Below are 18,531 nucleotides of genomic sequence, written 5' to 3'. Positions count from 1 at the left end.
TCCTTAAGCTCTTTTGCCTTTTCTGCGGATCGGACGTGCAACATAAGCATCTCCGGATGCAGAAGCCATATCCTCTTCATACATGGCGATTGCAGCTGTAATAACAGCCTGCAGCTCCATATCGTCTGCTTCCGGTACTGTCTCTTCAACAACCGGTGCTGCGACAGCCTTCGGTGCTTCCTGTACAGGTGCTGCCGGTGCTTTTTTCTTCTTCTTGTCTCCCAAAATGTAATCAAACGAAGAAATAACGAAAATCAGGAAAATCAGCATAACAAATACGGTGCCGATTCCGATGATGGTGTTCATGCCGGCCTGGCCGATCAGAACGCCCTTTGACTCCTCAACGGTGATGGTGAGGTCGGTCGGAACCGGTGTTCCGGTGCTGATGTTCCAGAATACGCGGACAATACCAGGATTTTTTTCAAATTCACCCGGAATTGTGCAGGTTACAAAATCTCCGTCTACTTCGAGAGTACCGTCTTCCAGGCTTTTTACCTCTCCGAGGTCAGCCTTTGCCTCTTCCCATGCCTCAGCTGCTCTTGCATAGAACTGCTGGTCGGAAGCTTCCATATTGGCAAGATCGTCATCGCTGTAGGTCATCAGGCTCTGTCCTACCCACTGAGCACTGGAGGAGAGCAGAGAATCTACAGTAGACGCCTCAACCGGTGAATAAGCCGGTGTAGATGCCGCATCCGCAAAAACAGGAGCTACGGTCACAACCATGGTGCAGGCTGCGGTAAGGACGAGACTTACTAATTTTTTCCAGTTCTTTCTCATCGTATGCCACCTTCCTTAGACTGTTCCGTGTTTTCTGTCCGGCCTGTCTTCTCTCTTGGTATACAGCATCTCGAATGCGCCGATAACATATTTTCTGGTGTCTTCCGGCTCGATGATGGTGTCCACATAGCCTCTTCTGGCTGCGGAAGTTACATTGTTCTGAAGGGTTGCATATTCAGCTGCTTTCTCGTTGATGGTAGCAGCGTCAGATCCTTCGTACATGATCTTTGCTGCAGATTTTGCATCCATCATTCCGATTTCTGCGTTCGGCCATGCAAATACCATGTCTGCTCCGATGGATTTGCTGTTCATGACAACGTATGCGCTTCCGTATGCTTTGCCGACAACAACGTTTACTTTCGGAACGGTTGCGTTTGCGAAAGCTGCGGTCAGGGCTGCTGCGTTCTTAGCCATGGTTCTCTCAGAGCATTTGGTTGCCTTGAATCCGGTTACGTTTGTGATGGTAAGTACCGGGATGCAGAAAGCATCGCAGAAGTTTACGAAATCTGCTGCTTTTTTGGCCCCTCTTGCGCTTAAGGTTCCATCCATTTTCTCTTTTACAGTTCCGTCCTCGCCGTAGATTTCAGAGCGGTTTGCAACTGCTCCTACGGTTGCTCCGTTTAACTGGATGAATGCGGTTACAACATCTTTTCCGTAAGCGGCTTTGGTCTCAAAATAGATGCCGTTGTCGCTGAGCTGGGAAAGAAGGATTCCGGTATCGCCTGCGCAGTTTGCAAGGTCTGCACATGCACGGTTCAGATCATCCTCGCACTCGGTGTATGCTTCGTCCTCGTTGTTTGCCGGAAGCATAGATACCAGGTTTCTGATCTGTCCGAGGATTTCTTCCTCGGTTCCAGCAAAGTCAACAAGACCTGCTTCTTCGCCCTGGAAATCTGCGGATGCGGTATCACATTTGGATACGTGGTTTCCGTCCAGTGCGTTCGGGGAGTTTACGAAAAGTTTTCCGTTTTTAGACTCCATGAACGTGAAGTCTGTCATAGCCGGGATGAGTGCCATACCGCCGCCGCAGGTACCAAATACTGCTGTGATCTGTGGAATCACGCCGGATACCATTGCCTGCGCCATATAGATTTCGCCGAAACCGTTCAGAGCATCAGTTGCCTCCTGCAGACGCATACCGGCACAGTCTACCAGTCCGATGACCGGAGCACCTGTTTTCTGTGCAAACTCATACAGTCTCGCGATTTTTTTTGCATGCATTTCGCCGATGGTACCGCCCATCACAGACGCATCCTGGCTGTATACGTATACCAGGCTGCCGTTGATCACACCGTAACCAGTAATTACACCATCGGATGGTGTCTCCATGCCGGCCATGTTGAAATCTGTGCTTCTGGCAGTAACCTGTCCGCCGATTTCCACAAAGCTGTTTTCATCCAGCAAAGAGGCGATTCTTGTGCTCGCTAAACTTTGTGCTGTGTTACTCATTCTTCAAACCTCCATCTTTCTATTTTCATTATAAAATTTTAAACAAATTTTATACAAGTCTATCATATCTGTTTTTTCGTTTTTTTTCAATACTTTTTCTCACCTTTTTGACAGAAAATAGACAGAAAAATTTCAGATTTTTCCTATTATAAATGGAAGGTCAAACTTGATTTTTCCCGGCCTTTCCTTTTTCAAAAAGTCCTGTTTTCTTTCCGCATCGTACAAAAAAGCCGCCCGGCGGCGGCTTTTCTTACACGTTTTTCCTTCGGTTTAATATAGTTCAATGTGAACCGGAATTCCATTCTCATACTGCATCGCCGGTTCGCCAAGAATCAGCGGACGAAGATACGCCATCATCTCCTCGGTCACATCATGACCATCTTCTGTAATCCAGGAAAGCGGCACTTTCTTTTCTTTATTTGCCACTTCCGATACCGGAACGGAGGTATACTCCACGCGGTAAGGATCCGCGGAGATTCTTCGGATCGATGCCATCTGTCCTCCCTGTTTTTCCAGTGCACACTGGCAGGCTTTCATGCCGAGCATACGGGACTCCTCAAGATCGGTCGCACTCGCAAGATGAGCCGCGCACCGCTGCATCAGGTTCAGTTCAATCGATCTTACCTTACAGCCGATACGGTCACGCACCAGCTCTTCGAGTACTTTTGCAGAACCTGCAATGTAGCTGTGCCCAAACTGATCCTGTGCATCGCTCTGCACCTGCTCAGAAACATAGCGGCCCTCGCTGTCATGGATGCCCTCGCTGATTGCAACCAGAACACTGTCCTTCTGTTCCAGTTTTTCCTGCACATCCTTTAAAAACTGTTCGGTGTCAAAGACCGGCTCGCAAAGATAGATCAGGCTCGGCCCTTCTCCGCCGTTGACACGGGACAGTGCAGACGCTGCCGTCAGCCATCCTGCGTTTCTTCCCATGACCTCCACGATGGTCACAGCCTTCTTTTCATATACATGGCAGTCTCTCTCCAGCTCTGCAAAGGTTGCTGCCAGATATTTTGCCGCAGATCCAAAGCCCGGGCAGTGATCCGTTTCGACAAGATCATTGTCAATCGTCTTTGGCGCCCCGACAACAAACACATCGTCCACACCGTTTTCTTTGCAGTACTTTGACATCTTGTCTACGGTATCCATCGAATCATTTCCGCCGATATAAATAAAATAACGGATCTCATGTCTGCGAAAAATTTGAAGTATTTCTTCAAAATCCTCCTTGTTTTCTTCCGGATCGCCCAGTTTATAACGACAGGAGCCAAGCGCTGCTGCCGGGGTCTGCATCAGAAGAGAGATTTTTTCTGCTGAATCCAGTTTTTTTCCAAGATCAAGAAATTTTTCTGCAAGCACGCCTTCAATTCCATTTACCGCACCATAAATATGATCTACTTTTCCGGACAGTACAGCACAGGAAACAACTCCTGCCACCGTTGCATTGATCGCCGCGGTCGGTCCGCCAGACTGCGCTACTAACAGATTTCGCATATGATTTTCCTCCATCTATTCCCACTACTTTCTAAAAGTTTTTCACGAAATCACTTTCGCTTCGTCCTATAGCGTACCATATTTTTTTTCTTCCGTACACCCTGTTTTGCGTTTCCGGGAAAAGCCTGTAGACTTTCACAACGGATTGCAAAGTTTTTCGTTTTTTTCTTGCAGGATTGCCCTTAAAAAGCTATAATAGAAGCAATGTCCACGAAAAGGACGCAGAAAAATATACGTTTCATCAACAAAAAAACTGGAGGTTTTTTTCATGCAGACCAAGCAAGATGGCCGTCTCGGCACCGAAAAAATCGGGAAACTGATGCTCGAACTGGCCCTTCCCTCTGTCCTCGCACAGATTGTAAATGTACTATATAACATTGTAGACCGCATTTATATCGGCCGGATTCCTGATGTTGGTTCCCTGGCACTGACCGGTGTCGGCGTCACGTTTCCGATTATCACAATCATCTCCGCCTTTGCCGGATTCGCAAGTGGAGGCGGTGCTCCTCTTGCCGCCATCGCACTCGGACAGAAAAACCGGGACCGCGCAGAAAAAATTCTTGGAAGCTCCACTTCCCTGCTGCTCTTTTTCTCCGTGTGTCTGATGGCGTTTTTCTTTTTCTTTCAGACACCGCTTCTGTACCTTTTTGGTGCAAGCAGCAACACAATCCGATACGCTTCCACGTATATTTCCATTTATCTTGTCGGAACCGTATTTGTCGAGCTGGCTGTCGGATTGAATACTTTTATCAGCTGTCAGGGACACGCACGCACGGCCATGTGCTCCGTTCTCATTGGCGCTGTTATCAACATTGGTCTTGACCCGGTTTTCATCTTCGTTCTTCATATGGGTGTTTCCGGGGCCGCACTTGCTACCATTCTCTCCCAGGCTTTAAGTGCTGCATGGGTTCTTCGGTTTCTTACCTCAAAAAAATCAGGTGTCCGCCTTTCTCTTCGCACCATGAAACCGGATTTTTCCATTTTAGGCTCTGTCATGGCACTCGGCATCTCACCATTTATCATGTCTGCAACGGAAAGTGCCATCACAATCGTCATGAACCACGGGCTGCAGACGTACGGCGGCGACCTCTATGTCGGCTCGATGACAATTCTCCAGTCGGTGCTGCAGCTGATTTTCGTACCGGTCAACGGCTTTACGAACGGTGTACAGCCGATCATCAGCTACAACTTTGGTGCAGGCCAGTTTGACCGTGTCCGCCAGACAATCCGGCGCATGATCGCCATTACTTTTACTGCCGCTTTCGTCTACGTTGTATTCGCAATGCTTCGTCCGGCTCTTTTTGCCGGTCTTTTCACGACTGACCCGGAACTGATTGTCATCGTAGAGAAGGTACTTCCGGTTTACATTGCCGGCATGGCAATTTTCGGACTGCAGAGCGGCGTACAGAGTTCCTTCCTCGGTCTTGGCCAGGCGAAGATTTCTCTTTTTATTGCACTGCTTCGAAAAGTCATCCTTCTGATTCCGCTTGCACTCATTCTGCCGCATTTCTTCGGTGTCATGGGCGTTTACTATGCAGAACCGATCGCTGATGTATGTTCTGTTATCACTGCCGTTACGCTGTTTCTCTGCAATATCCGGAAAATTCTTTCAACAGAAACACTTGCAAAAGTGACTCATACCGAAGAATGACAAAAGAGGCGCTCTGCGACCTTTTCCATGCACCACCCATAATCAATTTTCTCGATCGTTTCGGCTGCATAGACGGGATATTCCGCGAGAAGAATCCCGTCGATCGAATACGTAACCGAACCGACCTTTTCTCCTTTCTTTACCGGGGCTTTCAAAAGCTCCGGTAAAAAAATGTCTTTTTCCGGTATTTCTGTCTCTTTCAGAAGAGCGGGAAGCGAGCGCGCCGGATCAAGCACCGGGCTTGTAAGGGTAAGGCGGGCGCTGCTTTTTACCTGCAGCATCCCGTCGTAAACACCGTCTGCTACTTCAATCTGCCCTGGGTTCCAGCTATGGTCCAGCACGTCACGATACATATACGATTCCAGCCCGTAGTTTAAAAGCTTTGCGGCATCCGCCCATTTATAGTTTTTATGGCTGGGCCATCCGCACGCAAGCAACGACACAATCAGACGCTTTCCATCCCGCTCCAGCGCACCGGTATAACAGTAACCGGCTTTTGCCGTGAAGCCGGTTTTTCCCGAAACAGCTCCATCCATCTGATCCAGCAGTGCGTTGTGATTATAGCAGTTGAACATGTTTTTCTTTTCCAGATCCCAGAAGGTATAGGACCGCGTCTGCGTCACTGCGAGAAACTGGGCGGCTTTCGGTGAAATCCAGACACAGTATCGCATGATCCGTGCCAGATCAGCTGCTGTCGTGTGGTGATCTCCGCCTGCGTCAGAAGCATCGAGACCGTTCGGCGTCACAAAATGCGTATCTGTGCAGCCGATTGCTGCGGCTTTTTCATTCATAAGCGATGCAAATTCCTCTACACTTCCGCCGATGGTCTCTGCAATCATTACCGCCGCGTCGTTATGCGATTCCAGCATCAGGGAATACAGAAGATCGCCAAGCAGAAACTGTTCTCCCTCCCGCACACCGAGATGTACTTTCGGCGCTGCGGCTGCTTTAGCCGATGCAGTTGCGACCGTCTGCTCTTGTCCGTTTTCCAGTGCCAGAATGCATGTCATGATTTTCGTTGTGCTCGCCATTGCCATAGGATCTGTCTCGCGTTTTCCGAACAGCACACGGCCGGTATCGCCATCCATCAGGCATGCCGCCGTTGCAAACAGCTGATTCGGCTCGCTCTCCTGCTCTGTCGCAGTCACGGACACACTTCCCAAAAACAGAAGCAGGATTCCCAGGAAAAAACCTGTCTTGTTTCTTCTTTTTCTGTTCAAAATCAGATCCCCCTTGTGTTTTTTCTCTTTAAAAACGGAAAAGCCGGACGCTCTTTTGGGACCGGCTTTTTGTCTGCTTCTTCTTCATTATATGAGGTTTCCTGTAAAATCATGGTAAAATTTCACAAAGTTATTGACACTGCGATCCATATCATGTATAATTCCCCGTGTTTGTATAGAATCACTAAACTTTTTGTTTATTTTTACTGAGATTTCCTGAGAATCCGTATTCAGCAAAAGGATCCCGGGAAAGACTTTGGATGCAGAAAGGATTTTTTATGGAAATCGGAAAAAAAATCAGGGAACTGCGGATGTGGAAAGGGCTGACGCAGGAGGAACTGGCAGATCGGAGCGAGCTGTCAAAGGGATTTATTTCCCAGCTTGAAAACGATGTGACCTCTCCCTCGATCGCCACGCTGGTTGATGTTCTTACCTGCCTTGGAACGGATCTAAAAACGTTTTTCGGCGAAGAGCAGGACAATCAGGTTGTCTTTTGCGAAGAAGATTACTTTGTAAAGACCGCTGAAGCGCAGGGCAACGAGATCGCATGGATCGTTCCGAATGCACAGAAAAACAGGATGGAGCCAATCCGGCTGACGCTGCAAAGCGGCGCGTGCACCGAGATTGATTCACCGCATGAAGGCGAGGAATTCGGCTATGTACTTTCCGGCCGTATTCTCCTTCATCTTGGAGATGAATGCCACAAAGTGAAGAAAGGGGAAAGCTTCTACTATCCCGCTTCCTGTAATCACTATCTGGAAAATCCGGGTAAAACACCGGCCATCATTCTCTGGGTCAGTTCACCGCCTTATTTTTAGATTTTTTACATCGCGTGATTTTCACGAGAAACGGTGTTCCAAATTTCACAACCCGAAAGGAGCATATTACACATGAGTACCAAATTACTTGATCTGGTCAACATCACAAAATCGTACGACGGAGTTACCATTCTGGATGATCTGAATCTTTATATCCGTGAAAACGAATTTCTTACCCTCCTTGGCCCGAGCGGCTGCGGAAAAACAACCACATTACGTATCCTCGGCGGTTTTGAGACACCGGATGCCGGAAAGGTTTTATTTAACGGACAGGATATCACCCAGCTTCCGCCGAACAAACGCCAGTTAAATACGGTGTTCCAGAAATATGCTCTTTTCACGCATATGACAATTGCGGAAAACATTGCTTTCGGGCTGAAAATCAAAGGAAAATCCAAAGCATATATCGATGACAAAATCAAATACGCATTAAAACTTGTTAACCTTGAGGGTTACGAAAACCGCTCCCCGGCGCTTCTCTCCGGCGGCCAGCAGCAGCGAATCGCCATTGCGCGCGCGATTGTCAACGAACCAAAAGTTCTGCTTCTGGATGAGCCGCTCGGCGCACTTGACTTAAAGCTCCGTCAGGATATGCAGTACGAGTTGATCCGTCTGAAAAACGAGCTTGGTATCACCTTTGTCTATGTCACCCATGATCAGGAAGAGGCGCTTACTATGTCGGACACGATTGTTGTCATGAACCAGGGTTATATCCAGCAGATCGGCACACCGGAAGACATCTACAATGAGCCGCAGAACGCATTCGTTGCAGACTTCATCGGTGACAGCAACATTCTCGACGGCATCATGATTGAGGACCGTCTCGTCGAGATTCTCGGTGCGAAGTTCGAGTGCGTTGATGTCGGATTCGGCAAAAACAAACCGATCGACGTTGTGATCCGCCCGGAGGATATTGATCTTGTGAAGCCGGAGGAAGGTACCATCCGCGGACGTGTCACCCATCTGATTTTCAAAGGTGTTCACTATGAGATGGAGGTTACGGTGAACGGCTTTGAGCTTCTCGTTCACTCTACCGATCTGTTCCCGGTCGGACAGGAAGTCGGCATTCACGTCGATCCGTTCGATATCCAGATTATGAACAAACCGGAATCCGAAGATGAGGAGGCGGCAGCCATTGAAGAGTAATAAATTAAAGAAATGGCTGGCAGCACCGTATGCCGTCTGGGCTGCCGGTTTCATCATCATCCCGCTGATCCTGATTCTCTACTATGCGTTCACCGGGGAAGAAGGCGGCTTTACCCTTTCGAATTTCGCCTACGTTGCGACGAAGGAAAACATCAAGGCACTCGGCCTGGCGCTGTGGCTGTCGCTTCTTAGCACCGCGCTCTGTCTTTTGCTTGCCTATCCGCTTGCCATGATTCTGGCAAACCGGAATGTCAATCAGACCAGCTTTATTGTGCTGATCTTCATTCTCCCGATGTGGATGAATTTTCTGCTCCGTACGCTTGCATGGCAGACACTGCTTGAGAAAAACGGCGTCATCAACAGCATCCTCGCGTTTTTCCATCTGCCCGGCATTTCTATCATCAATACACCGGGAGCGATCATTCTCGGTATGGTGTACAACTTCCTGCCGTTTATGGTTCTGCCGATCTACAATGTTCTGATTAAGATCGACCGTGATGTCATCAACGCAGCAAGGGACCTCGGAGCAAACAGTGTGCAGACGTTTCTGAAAGTAACGCTGCCGCTCACCACGCCGGGTATCGTAAGCGGTATTACCATGGTATTCATCCCGGCGCTTACAACCTTTGTTATTTCCGACCTGCTCGGCGGAAGCAAGATCCTTCTGATCGGAAACGTCATCGAGCAGGAGTTCAAACAGACCAACAACTGGAATGCCGGAAGTGCACTCTCCACAGTCCTGATGATCTTCATCATCCTGTCGATGGTTCTGATGAACAAATACGATAAAGACGGGGAGGGAACGGCATTTTGAGAAAGAAACTGGAAAAAATTTACATGGCACTCATTTTTATTCTTCTGTATGCGCCGATTGTCACCCTTGTGGTGCTCTCCTTTAATGATTCAAAAACGCGTGCCAAATGGGGCGGCTTTACCCTGCACTGGTACCGCTCACTGTTTGCCAATACAGAGATCATGAATGCGCTGTATACGACACTGATCATCGCGCTTCTTGCCTCTGCGATTGCGACTGTGCTGGGAACGCTTGCGTGCATCGGCATCAACAGCATGTCGAAAAAGAGCCGGACGGTTTTCATGGGCATCACCAATATTCCGATGCTGAACGGTGAGATCGTCATGGGTATCTCGTTGATGCTGCTCTTTATCATCTGCCGCATTCAGCTTGGATTCGGTACCATTCTGATGGCACATATTACGTTCAATGTTCCTTACGTTATCTTGAGCGTTATGCCGAAATTAAAGCAGACGAACAAATCGACGTACGAGGCAGCTCTCGATCTTGGTGCCTCTCCGCTGTATGCATTCTGGAAAGTTATCTTCCCGGACATCATGCCAGGCGTTGTTTCGGGCTTTCTGCTCTCCTTTACGATGTCCCTCGATGATTTCGTTATCACCTACTTCACCAAGGGACCGGGCGTTGATACGCTCTCCACAAAGATTTATGCCGAAGTCCGCAAGGGAATCAAGCCGGAGATGTACTCGCTCTCCACGATTCTTTTTGTTACCGTACTGCTTCTGCTGCTCCTTGTGAATGTGAATCCTTCTCCGAAGGAAGAAAAAGAGGAGGCAAAAGAGCGCGAGGCTATGGCGAAGAAGGGCATCCGTTTCCGCATCACGAAACGTGTGGTCTTCCGCCGGATTCTTCCGATCGCCATGGTGCTTGTCATCGGCGGCGGCGGTATTTACTACGGAAGCCAGAATGCTTCAGCCGGCGGCTCCCAGCAGCTGATTGTGTACAACTGGGGCGAATATATGGATTCTGATGTCATCGATATCTTTGAGGAAGAAACCGGTATCCACGTTGTTTACGAGGAGTATGAGACGAACGAAATCATGTATCCGAAGATCAAATCCGGTGCGATTTCCTACGATCTTGTCTGCCCGTCCGACTATATGATTCAGAAGATGATCCAGAACGATCTGCTGCAGCCGATCAACTTTGACCATATTCCGAACGCTTCCAACATTGGAGATATGTACTACGAGACTTCCGAGCAGTTCGACCCGGGCAATCTCTACTCGATCCCGTACTGCTGGGGAACAGTTGGTATTCTGTACAACAAAAAAATGGTAAGCGAGCCGATCGACTCCTGGTCTGTTCTGTGGGATACCAATTACCGCGACAGCATTCTGATGCAGGACAGCGTGCGCGATGCGTTTGCTGTTGCTTTAAAGGATCTGGGATACTCCTTAAACTCCACCAATATCAAGGAGCTGACGGAGGCGAAGGATCTGCTTGTGACACAGAAACCTCTCGTGCAGGCGTACGTTGTGGATCAGGTGCGTGACAAGATGATCGGAAATGAGGCGGCTATCGGCGTTATTTACTCCGGTGAAGCTATCTACACGAAGCGTGAAAACCCGGATCTGGAATACGTTGTTCCAAAAGAAGGCTCCAACGTCTGGATCGATTCCTGGTGCATTCCAAAAGATGCGCAGCATGTCGAGAACGCAGAGAAATTCCTGAATTTCCTCTGCCGGCCGGACATCGCACTGAAAAACTTTGAGTATATTACCTACTCTACGCCGAATGATGCGGCGCGTGAACTGATTGAGGATGACGATATCCGAAACAGTGAAATCGCCTTCCCGGATGAGGAAACGCTTGCACGGTGCGAAACCTTTACGTATCTTGGCGATGATGCCGATGAGGTTTACAACCAGCTGTGGCGTGAAGTAAAATCAAATTAAAGATCTGCTTTCGGACAAAAAAAGATCCCGGTCAGGAATTCTTAGGAAAGATTCCTGCCGGGATTTTTCTATTCTTACTGTTGCTCTCAAAAGTCTGTTTTAATCAAAATTGTGGTCAAAGCGCGGGGAAAGCGTTCCGTTTCCATGGAGCACTTCATCCAGCTTTACAAGCTCCTGCGGCGCCTCTGCAAGCGCTCTTTCGTACAGGTGGACAAGATTCCGTGTGCCCGCTTCGCATTCCTTCTGAGGCCTTCCAGGCATCACACGGCCGCCCATCGAATCATAGCAGCCGACCAGTTTCATCGCTCCAAGAAGAAGGCTTCTTACCGCACTGCTGCGGCAGATCGTGATTCTCGTCCAGAGCTTCATGCCCTTCAGGCATTCGACAATTTCTGTTTCCCCGATTTCCGGAAAACAGCGTGGATGACCTTGTTGCCGTCGGTGTGCGGGCAGATCGGCGATGCCGGACGGTATACGAGCGGATCGAGGCCGTCCTCCAGCATGAAGTACTGGTCAAGGCTCGTCTCAATCTTTGTATGGGAAATTCCAGTGTGATCCACAAATTTCCCGATATACGGATGACACGTCGAATCGAGAAGGTAATGGCAGGCAAAGCCTAACAGATACGCTTCCATCGCCTCTGACGGGCTCTGCTGATACTTTTTCACCTCATCATCGAACAGAACGGAAGCCGTCTGTTCATGCAGAAACGTTCCGTAATCAGACACACGGTTTTTCGAGAACGGATGGTAATAAAAGAAGATATCCGGCCCGTGCAGTCCGATCAGATACAATTTTTTGTTTTCTCGAATGATCTTTTTCAAATTTGCCGGAAGCTGTTCATAGACTTCTCTTCCGAACCTGTCGTGTGCGTACGTAGTAGGCATATCGGTATCTCCCTTCTTTTTTCTCCTGCCGGATCAGACATCCAGCTTGATCTGCATTTCCTCTTCCACTTCTGCGCGGAAGTCCTCCATCTTGACCGGACTGATCTCCGGCAGATTGTCGGTGGAATCGACGCCGAAGTTCCGCAGGAATTCTTCGGTCGTGCCGAACACAATCGGGCGGCCCGGCGCGTCGAGGCGGCCAAGCTCCTGCACCAGATTGTACTCCACCAGTTTGTTGACCGCGTGATCGCTCTTGACGCCGCGGATCTTGTCGATCTCCTGCTTCGTGACCGGCTGCTTGTAGGCAATGATCGAGAGGGTCTCCATCATGACGTCGGTCAGAACCGCCTTCTTCGGCTGCATGGCGATGTTGACAAGATAATCATAATATTCCTGTTTCGTGCACATCTGATACGCATTTTCAAGCTCCACGATATGGATGCCGCGGTCTTTCGTATTATATTTTTCCATCATATGGTTCAGAATCCTGCGGGTCGTCTCCGTGTCATGGCCGATCGCTTTTGCAATCCTTCCCAGCTCCACGGAATCTCCCATCGCAAAAAGGACTGCCTCGATGGCTGCTTCCGCCTCCTCGACCGAAGAGGGGCGTCTTGCCTCACCCGGGGCAGTTTCTTTATTCCTGTTCTGTTCTTCCATCTGTCTTGTCCTCACTGTCTGTCTCGTCTGTATACGGCACAACTACGGTGTCCTCATCCTCCAGGGATTCAATCAGGATATCCCCGAAAAGCTCCTCCTGGCTGATCCGGATTTTGCCGGTTTTCATCAGCTCCAGGATTGCAAGGAAGGTGACAATCACATGCACCTTGCCCGGCTGGGATTCCAAAAGGTCGCGGAAGCTGAAGCGGCGTTTTTTAACAGCAAACTGCTCGACATACGTCATCTTGTCCGGCAGGCTGACCTCTTCTTTTTCGATCTTTCCGAACTTGCTTCGGATCGGGTCGATCTTGTCCTCCTGGCGCTTTAAAATCATTTTATAGATCGTATGGAGCTTCGCGAGAGAAATCTGCGAGAGGAGCTCGGAGGTGTCGACCGGCGTCCTGTACTCCAGCACTTCTCTTGGAAGCGTCGGTTCCTTGTACACGGAACGGCTCGCCTCGTTCATGCGGTCACGCAGCTCGTACGACATGTACTTGTACATTTTGTACTCTAAAAGCTGCTGCACCAGCTCGGCTCTCGGGTCCTCTTCCTCGCCTTCCTCATTCACTTCTTTCGGAAGCAGCATGCGGCATTTGATATCCAGAAGCGTCGCCGCCATGACCATGAACTCACTCATGATGTCGAGGTCTTCCCGCTCCATCTGATGAATGTATTCCAGATACTGGTCCGTAATCTCTACAATGGGGATATCGTAAATATCTATTTTATTTTTATCGATCAGGTGAAGAAGAAGGTCCAGCGGTCCTTCAAACACCGGAAGCTTTACTGGTATCGCCATGTGCTCTGTTCTCCCTTACGGTTTCCCGATATCTGTAATAATCAATTCTCTTCTGTTCCAGATGCGGACCGGAATGGTGTGTTCGCCCGTTCCTGCACTGATGATCTGGCAGGTGCCGCCCGTCAGGAACAGCCCGCGGCAGTTTTTCGAAAAAAGGCGGAAATCCGGCGTCACAAGCCCCCGGTGCGCGCCAAGGCCCACCACGCCGCCGTGATAATGGCCGGAAAGCGTCAGATCGGCTCCATATGATGCATAGGAGCTGCGGTAGGCAGGGTGATGTGCCAGCAGAATGCCGTAGCGCGCCGGATCCGGTTTTCCAAGGTGGTCCGTCAGTTCCGAAACCGGCAGCGGTCCGCGGTAAAAGCGGTTGTAATAGGTGCGGTCCATGGCATAGCCGTAGATCCGGACCGGACAGCCGCTGATGGTAAGATCCGCCGTCTCATTTTCCAGATAGCAGATTCCTGCCTTTTTCAGGCGCTCCCGGAGCTTTTCATACAGATCGCCGTACTGTTCCGGATACAGCTTCAGACGGTATTCGTGGTTTCCGCAGCCATAGATTACCTGGTATTCCTCCGCAAGACGTTCCGCGAAACTCAGACCCGGGTCGAGGTTCTCCCCCGGCTTTGCCACAATCTGGTCCCCGCCGATGATGACAAGATCCGGAGCCGCCTCATCGATGACTGCCTTTAACACCGTGTTATCCGGGCCAAACTCCATATTGTGAAGATCACTGATAAACGCCAGACGAAAACCGTTTCCTTCCAGAAATTTTCCATTTGACGAAAGTTTGTAATAGGTCGTTGTAAATTTTCTCATACCGTTCATTATACTTGATTTTTCGGTGTATGACAACCCGTTTTCCCTGCTGTTTATAAGCCCAATGCCTGTTTTGCCAGCTGATCGGCTTTTTCGTTGTAGGTGACGCCGGTGTGGCCCTTTACTTTGCAGAAGCGGATCGCAACTTTGGCCGATGCCAGATCGTAAAAATTCCGGTAATCGATGGTTCCCTGTTTTTTCGCCTGCCATTCTCTCGTACACCAGCTTGCGATTCCCTGGTAATCGTGATAGATGGCCAGCTCCGGAATATCATGTGTCAGGCAGTAAGCCATGGCCAGCTCTGCGCCCTTGATCTCGCCTGCCACATTCCGCATGGAGACGAGATCCGGGTCGCTGTATTCTTCTGCAAGATTCAGCTCTTTTCCGTCCAGGAAGAGGACCACACCGCAGGAGAACTTTCCGAGCGCATGCTGATAGCTCCATCCACGTATGCGACGGCGCTCCTGCCGACACCGGCGTATTCCGGGTCTTCGCATGGTTTTTCTGCCAGAATCAGGTGTTCCCAGTCCCAAGAAGAAGGATCGGGTGCTGCCGTGCTCTGTACTGCCTTTCGTTCCGGGGCAGCGGAATACGTTCCTTTTGTTTCCCGCAGCAATGGTTCCGGCATTTTACCGCCGCCCAGAAAGGCCTCTGCCTCCTCCAGACGCTCAAATCCCTTGTAAATTGCGCCAGGATAACCGTGTACCTGCGCTTTGCACGCATCCCATGTCCGGTAGATGCCCGGAACCTTTCCCTGTTTTACCGCATAGTAATTTTTCTTTGCCATGTTTTTCTCCTTTTCGCGCATGATACTCCGGCTTTATGCCGTCCCAAGAAAATATTGTTTCATCGTACATCCGAACAGGTCCCACATGCCGGCTCTTGCCACGTCTGCTCCATATAAAATCGCAACGGAACCAAGTTCCTCACCGTCTGCTTTGTAAACAACTCTTCCGGCACACTCGCCTTTCTGGATAGGGGCCTGCACCTCTTCCGGCAGTTCTATCGTTTTTTCCACTTCACCGATCACCGTCCCGCCCGTCGCAAGATAGCGGAATTCTTCCGCATATTCCAGTTCTGCCGTATCCTGCTTTCCATAAACAACCGAAAGTTCCGGCAGGGGATCGCATTCCCGGTCTATGTAGATGCTGCAGGACGAAAACCCATACTGGAACAGTGACGCCGCATCTGCAAACCGCACCTTGTAGTCCGGTGCTCCCATCACGACTGCCAGCATTGTCAGATCATTTTTCTTCGCCACTGCCGAGACGCAGTACTTCGCCTTCGAGGTGCTTCCTGTTTTCAGTCCCACACAGCCCTCATAGCCGCGGATCAGCTTATTTGTATTGGTGAGGGTGAATGGTTTGCTTCCCTTCTGTGTGACATGCGTAATCTCTTCCATCCAGATAGAGGAATAGTTCAGGATCTGCGGAAAGCGCTCGATCAGCTCCCGAGACATTTTCGCCACATCTGCGCTGTCGTGTAATGGCCGTCGGAATCCGTGAGGCCGCAGCAGTCCTCAAACTTCGTGTCGTTCATGCCGAGTTCTTTTGCTTTCTGGTTCATCCGGCTGACAAACTCGCTTTCTGTCCCCGCAATATGCTCTGCCATCGCTACAGATGCATCGTTTCCCGAAGCAACGACAATACACTTGATCATCGTCTCAACGGTCTGCTTTTCGCCCTCTTCCAGAAAAACCTGGGACCCGCCCATACTTCTGGCGTGCGCACTCGTCGTCACTTCGTCGGTCAGCTGGAGCGTCCCTTTTTCGAGCTCTTCAAAAATCAGCAGCAGCGTCATGATTTTTGTGATGCTCGCCGGGCTTCGCTGTTCCGACGCATTTTTCTCGTACAGAACAGTTCCGGTCTGTGCCTCCATCAAAAGAACAGACGGCGAAGCCAGCCCAAGGTCCGGTGTCATCTCCGGTGCTGTCTCCTCCGTCTCTTCTGTTTTCTGTTCCGTTGTTTCGTTCTGCTGCTTGTCGGAAGATTCTCCATTCTGCTCTGCCGCAGTCACTTTCAAGGGCGCTGCAAGAAGCGCCAGGATCATCAGCAGGCTCCAGACGATATTTCGTGTTCTTCTCTTCATATTCCCCCGAAACATCTGCTCTTTCTTCCCTACAGGCTATGCAGACGACCGCAGAACTATGCTGTCTGTTCCGTTTACAGCAGCGGTGCCAGAAACTTCAGCGCACCGCGGAGTGCACGGACTGCAAAATTTTTCTTTCGGCAGTAGTCCATATTGATCTGCTCACACTGTTCAAACGTGGTCAGCGCATCCTCTTTTACCTGGCAACCGCACTGCTGCCGTACATCCAGACACCGCACTCAAAATGCAGGTACATGCTCCGGTAATCCATGTTGATCGTTCCGACCGTCGCAACTTCATCATCACAGACAAAGCTCTTGGAATGGATAAAGCCCGGCGTATACTGGTACATCTGAACGCCGGATTCCAGCAGGATCTCGTAATTGGCCTGCGTCAGAATATAGACAATCTTCTTATCCGGGATGCCCGGCGTTACAATCCGCACATCGACTCCGCGCTTTGCCGCCATGCAGAGAGCGGTCAGCGTCTCGTTGTCCGGAATCAGATACGGAGTAAAAATATAAAGATATTTTTTCGCCTGTGAAATAATGTTCAGATAAACATGCTCGCCTACTGTCTCTCCATCCAGCGGGGAATCGCCGTACGGCTGCACAAAACCGTCTTTTTTAAACGCTTCCTCGTGATAGATCTCCGGCCGGTATGATTCGAAATTGCATTCCATACCGGTGATTGTGCTCCACATCTGCAGAAACATCACCGTAAAACTCCATACCGCCTCACCATGCAGACAGATTCCGGAATCCTTCCAGTGGCCGAACCGCTCCTTGCGGTTAATGTATTCGTCCGCAAGATTAATGCCGCCCGTGAAAGCCGTATGACCGTCGATCACGGCAATTTTCCGGTGGTCACGGTTATTTAAAATGACATTCAGCACCGGTCGGAACTGATTGAACGCCGCACACTTGATGCCCATCTGCTGCAGCGATTTATAATACTGATACGGCAGCGTCGTCACGCAGCCGAAATCATCGTAAATCAGCCGCACATCCACACCGGCGGCCGCTTTTTCCTTCAGAATCTCCAGCACCGTATCCCACAGATACCCCTCGCTGATGATGAAATATTCCATAAAAATGTAGTGTTCTGCCTTTTTGAGTTCCTCAATAAAGTGCTCAAACCATACATCTCCCAGCGGGTAATACTCTGTTTCTGTGTTTTCATAAACAGGATAATGCGCATAATTGGTCAGATAGGAAGACTGCCCCGCTGCCAGGATATTTTCTTCCTCGAGCTTTTTACGCGTCTCTTCTTCCTCTCCAAGAACGCCTCCCTGCGAAAGCAGAACTGTATCGTAATGTGTACGGAATTTTCTTGCCACACTGGAATGGCCGAGAATGCCGTACAGGCAGATTCCGGTTACCGGAAGCGCCAGGATACAGACTGCCCACATCAGTTTGTAGCCGGGATTCATTTTCGGATTATTGATAATCGAAAGCACTGCAATCAGGGAAAGGATCGTGACCGCATAGTTGATGTAGACAGATTTTTCATTGAGCTGCATCACAATTCCGGCCAGCCAGCAAAATTCCAGAAGAAGTGCAACACCGATAATGACCATACGGCTGGTAAGCAGCTTCAGAATCTTTTTCACGATACGAAACAGCTTGTTTGCTATTTTGTACAAAATTCTCATTTGTCACCGCCTTGCTGTTTTGTCAAAACCTGCGACTTTAAGTTACAAGTATAAAAATCCCCGGCAAAACAGATCGCCGGGGATTTTTTGCACATTAATTATACTTACGTTTTCTGGCAGCTTCAGATTTCTTTTTACGACGAACACTTGGTTTCTCGTAATGCTCTCTTTTACGAATCTCCTGCTGAATGCCAGCTTTTGCACAGCTACGCTTAAATCTGCGTAAAGCGCTGTCCAACGTTTCGTTTTCTTTAACGATTACATTTGACATAGTCTCACACCTAACCTCCCTCCAGTTGTAGATTGTGCATAATACAACTGTATGGGTATTTTTTGCACTGTTCTTATTATACCAGAAAAATC

The 18,531-nt window shown here is 49.5% G+C and carries 21 protein-coding genes; 5 read left to right on the top strand and 16 right to left on the bottom strand.

From position 1 onward, the window contains the following. Nucleotides 1-3 precede the first annotated feature (3 nt). From DXA93_RS01380 to DXA93_RS01370, 3 genes are all read right to left on the bottom strand, one after another. Nucleotides 4-777 carry an OadG family protein gene (locus DXA93_RS01380; RefSeq protein ID WP_022462331.1) on the bottom strand — a complete coding sequence of 258 codons (774 nt, stop codon included), beginning with the start codon at nucleotides 775-777 and terminating at the stop codon, nucleotides 4-6. A gap of 15 nt (nucleotides 778-792) precedes the next feature. Further along, on the bottom strand, nucleotides 793-2,226 hold the full coding sequence (locus DXA93_RS01375) for an acyl-CoA carboxylase subunit beta (RefSeq protein WP_119207637.1): 1,434 nt from the start codon (nucleotides 2,224-2,226) through the stop codon (nucleotides 793-795). Between the two features lie 270 nt (nucleotides 2,227-2,496). After that, nucleotides 2,497-3,720 (bottom strand): 6-phosphofructokinase, encoded by a 1,224-nt coding sequence (locus tag DXA93_RS01370; protein ID WP_055226388.1) that lies wholly within the window; start codon nucleotides 3,718-3,720, stop codon nucleotides 2,497-2,499. Between the two features lie 268 nt (nucleotides 3,721-3,988). On the opposite strand from DXA93_RS01370, the gene DXA93_RS01365 reads away from it, so the two are divergent. Then, nucleotides 3,989-5,371, top strand: coding sequence for an MATE family efflux transporter (locus tag DXA93_RS01365; protein WP_055226390.1), 1,383 nt, complete (start codon nucleotides 3,989-3,991; stop codon nucleotides 5,369-5,371). Here the strand turns inward: DXA93_RS01365 and DXA93_RS01360 are convergent. Then, nucleotides 5,356-6,591 carry a D-alanyl-D-alanine carboxypeptidase family protein gene (locus tag DXA93_RS01360; RefSeq protein ID WP_243109122.1) on the bottom strand — a complete coding sequence of 412 codons (1,236 nt, stop codon included), beginning with the start codon at nucleotides 6,589-6,591 and terminating at the stop codon, nucleotides 5,356-5,358. The genes DXA93_RS01365 and DXA93_RS01360 overlap by 16 nt on opposite strands. 278 nt (nucleotides 6,592-6,869) lie before the next feature. Here DXA93_RS01360 and DXA93_RS01355 point away from each other — a divergent pair, with 278 nt between their 5' ends. The 4 genes from DXA93_RS01355 to DXA93_RS01340 all read left to right on the top strand — a co-directional run bounded on the left by DXA93_RS01355 (nucleotide 6,870) and on the right by DXA93_RS01340 (nucleotide 11,267). Then, the gene (locus tag DXA93_RS01355; protein ID WP_055226534.1) at nucleotides 6,870-7,409 is read left to right on the top strand and encodes a cupin domain-containing protein; all 540 of its coding nucleotides are present in this window, start codon (nucleotides 6,870-6,872) and stop codon (nucleotides 7,407-7,409) included. A gap of 72 nt (nucleotides 7,410-7,481) precedes the next feature. Further along, a complete protein-coding gene (locus DXA93_RS01350; protein ID WP_117509007.1) occupies nucleotides 7,482-8,555 on the top strand; it encodes an ABC transporter ATP-binding protein in 1,074 nt (357 codons plus the stop codon). Further along, a complete protein-coding gene (locus DXA93_RS01345; RefSeq protein WP_055218051.1) occupies nucleotides 8,527-9,369 on the top strand; it encodes an ABC transporter permease in 843 nt (280 codons plus the stop codon). Before DXA93_RS01350 ends, DXA93_RS01345 begins: the two co-directional genes overlap by 29 nt. Nucleotides 9,370-9,392: 23 nt before the next feature. Further along, the gene (locus DXA93_RS01340) at nucleotides 9,393-11,267 is read left to right on the top strand and encodes an extracellular solute-binding protein (RefSeq protein WP_431834936.1); all 1,875 of its coding nucleotides are present in this window, start codon (nucleotides 9,393-9,395) and stop codon (nucleotides 11,265-11,267) included. 99 nt (nucleotides 11,268-11,366) lie between these two features. On the opposite strand, the gene DXA93_RS01335 is transcribed toward DXA93_RS01340, so the two are convergent. From DXA93_RS01335 to rpsU, 12 genes are all read right to left on the bottom strand, one after another. After that, nucleotides 11,367-11,636, bottom strand: coding sequence for a hypothetical protein (locus DXA93_RS01335; RefSeq protein WP_119207636.1), 270 nt, complete (start codon nucleotides 11,634-11,636; stop codon nucleotides 11,367-11,369). Nucleotides 11,637-11,641: 5 nt separating this feature from the next. Continuing rightward, a complete protein-coding gene (locus tag DXA93_RS01330) occupies nucleotides 11,642-12,154 on the bottom strand; it encodes a zinc dependent phospholipase C family protein (RefSeq protein ID WP_119207635.1) in 513 nt (170 codons plus the stop codon). Nucleotides 12,155-12,187: 33 nt separating this feature from the next. Next, a complete protein-coding gene (gene scpB, locus DXA93_RS01325; RefSeq protein WP_022462321.1) occupies nucleotides 12,188-12,811 on the bottom strand; it encodes an SMC-Scp complex subunit ScpB in 624 nt (207 codons plus the stop codon). Next, nucleotides 12,789-13,610 (bottom strand): segregation and condensation protein A, encoded by an 822-nt coding sequence (locus DXA93_RS01320; RefSeq protein ID WP_022462320.1) that lies wholly within the window; start codon nucleotides 13,608-13,610, stop codon nucleotides 12,789-12,791. Before DXA93_RS01320 ends, scpB begins: the two co-directional genes overlap by 23 nt. 15 nt (nucleotides 13,611-13,625) lie before the next feature. Continuing rightward, entirely contained in the window at nucleotides 13,626-14,426 is an 801-nt protein-coding gene (locus DXA93_RS01315) for a metallophosphoesterase (RefSeq protein ID WP_158554950.1), read from the bottom strand. 53 nt (nucleotides 14,427-14,479) lie between these two features. After that, nucleotides 14,480-14,830 carry an RNase H family protein gene (locus DXA93_RS01310; RefSeq protein WP_158583249.1) on the bottom strand — a complete coding sequence of 117 codons (351 nt, stop codon included), beginning with the start codon at nucleotides 14,828-14,830 and terminating at the stop codon, nucleotides 14,480-14,482. Continuing rightward, entirely contained in the window at nucleotides 14,800-15,213 is a 414-nt protein-coding gene (locus tag DXA93_RS19180) for an RNase H1/viroplasmin domain-containing protein (protein ID WP_119199132.1), read from the bottom strand. Before DXA93_RS19180 ends, DXA93_RS01310 begins: the two co-directional genes overlap by 31 nt. 33 nt (nucleotides 15,214-15,246) lie before the next feature. Further along, nucleotides 15,247-15,885, bottom strand: a complete 639-nt coding sequence (locus DXA93_RS19175; protein WP_330427215.1) for a D-alanyl-D-alanine carboxypeptidase family protein — start codon at nucleotides 15,883-15,885, stop codon at nucleotides 15,247-15,249. Next, nucleotides 15,870-16,514, bottom strand: a complete 645-nt coding sequence (locus tag DXA93_RS19170) for a D-alanyl-D-alanine carboxypeptidase family protein (RefSeq protein WP_330425729.1) — start codon at nucleotides 16,512-16,514, stop codon at nucleotides 15,870-15,872. The genes DXA93_RS19175 and DXA93_RS19170 overlap by 16 nt, the downstream gene beginning before the upstream one ends. A 74-nt stretch (nucleotides 16,515-16,588) precedes the next feature. After that, the gene (locus tag DXA93_RS19165) at nucleotides 16,589-16,753 is read right to left on the bottom strand and encodes a hypothetical protein (protein WP_330427206.1); all 165 of its coding nucleotides are present in this window, start codon (nucleotides 16,751-16,753) and stop codon (nucleotides 16,589-16,591) included. Beyond that, complete coding sequence (gene cls / locus DXA93_RS01295; protein WP_330427205.1) at nucleotides 16,711-18,168, bottom strand: cardiolipin synthase; 1,458 nt, start codon at nucleotides 18,166-18,168, stop codon at nucleotides 16,711-16,713. The genes DXA93_RS19165 and cls overlap by 43 nt, the downstream gene beginning before the upstream one ends. Nucleotides 18,169-18,262: 94 nt before the next feature. Beyond that, nucleotides 18,263-18,439: a 30S ribosomal protein S21 gene (gene rpsU / locus DXA93_RS01290; protein ID WP_004222305.1), complete on the bottom strand. Its 177-nt coding sequence runs from the start codon at nucleotides 18,437-18,439 to the stop codon at nucleotides 18,263-18,265. Nucleotides 18,440-18,531: the final 92 nt, after the last annotated feature.

The organism is Blautia sp. OF09-25XD (genome assembly GCF_003482095.1).
GTDB lineage: Bacteria > Bacillota > Clostridia > Lachnospirales > Lachnospiraceae > Fusicatenibacter > Fusicatenibacter saccharivorans.
The sequence above is the reverse complement of the archived record's forward strand: the minus strand, read 5'-3'. Positions and strand labels throughout refer to the sequence as shown.

Bases quoted from the DNA above. Each gene is read 5' to 3' on its own strand.
- DXA93_RS01380 (WP_022462331.1), bottom strand. From the start codon at position 777: ATGAGAAAGAACTGGAAAAAATTAGTAAGTCTCGTCCTTACCGCAGCC.
- DXA93_RS01375 (WP_119207637.1), bottom strand. From the start codon at position 2,226: ATGAGTAACACAGCACAAAGTTTAGCGAGCACAAGAATCGCCTCTTTG.
- DXA93_RS01370 (WP_055226388.1), bottom strand. From the start codon at position 3,720: ATGCGAAATCTGTTAGTAGCGCAGTCTGGCGGACCGACCGCGGCGATC.
- DXA93_RS01365 (WP_055226390.1), top strand. From the start codon at position 3,989: ATGCAGACCAAGCAAGATGGCCGTCTCGGCACCGAAAAAATCGGGAAA.
- DXA93_RS01355 (WP_055226534.1), top strand. From the start codon at position 6,870: ATGGAAATCGGAAAAAAAATCAGGGAACTGCGGATGTGGAAAGGGCTG.
- DXA93_RS01350 (WP_117509007.1), top strand. From the start codon at position 7,482: ATGAGTACCAAATTACTTGATCTGGTCAACATCACAAAATCGTACGAC.
- DXA93_RS01345 (WP_055218051.1), top strand. From the start codon at position 8,527: ATGAGGAGGCGGCAGCCATTGAAGAGTAATAAATTAAAGAAATGGCTG.
- DXA93_RS01340 (WP_431834936.1), top strand. From the start codon at position 9,393: ATGGCACTCATTTTTATTCTTCTGTATGCGCCGATTGTCACCCTTGTG.
- DXA93_RS01335 (WP_119207636.1), bottom strand. From the start codon at position 11,636: ATGAAGCTCTGGACGAGAATCACGATCTGCCGCAGCAGTGCGGTAAGA.
- DXA93_RS01330 (WP_119207635.1), bottom strand. From the start codon at position 12,154: ATGCCTACTACGTACGCACACGACAGGTTCGGAAGAGAAGTCTATGAA.
- scpB (WP_022462321.1), bottom strand. From the start codon at position 12,811: ATGGAAGAACAGAACAGGAATAAAGAAACTGCCCCGGGTGAGGCAAGA.
- DXA93_RS01320 (WP_022462320.1), bottom strand. From the start codon at position 13,610: ATGGCGATACCAGTAAAGCTTCCGGTGTTTGAAGGACCGCTGGACCTT.
- DXA93_RS01315 (WP_158554950.1), bottom strand. From the start codon at position 14,426: ATGAGAAAATTTACAACGACCTATTACAAACTTTCGTCAAATGGAAAA.
- DXA93_RS19180 (WP_119199132.1), bottom strand. From the start codon at position 15,213: ATGGCAAAGAAAAATTACTATGCGGTAAAACAGGGAAAGGTTCCGGGC.
- DXA93_RS19175 (WP_330427215.1), bottom strand. From the start codon at position 15,885: ATGTCTCGGGAGCTGATCGAGCGCTTTCCGCAGATCCTGAACTATTCC.
- DXA93_RS19170 (WP_330425729.1), bottom strand. From the start codon at position 16,514: ATGAAGAGAAGAACACGAAATATCGTCTGGAGCCTGCTGATGATCCTG.
- cls (WP_330427205.1), bottom strand. From the start codon at position 18,168: ATGAGAATTTTGTACAAAATAGCAAACAAGCTGTTTCGTATCGTGAAA.
- rpsU (WP_004222305.1), bottom strand. From the start codon at position 18,439: ATGTCAAATGTAATCGTTAAAGAAAACGAAACGTTGGACAGCGCTTTA.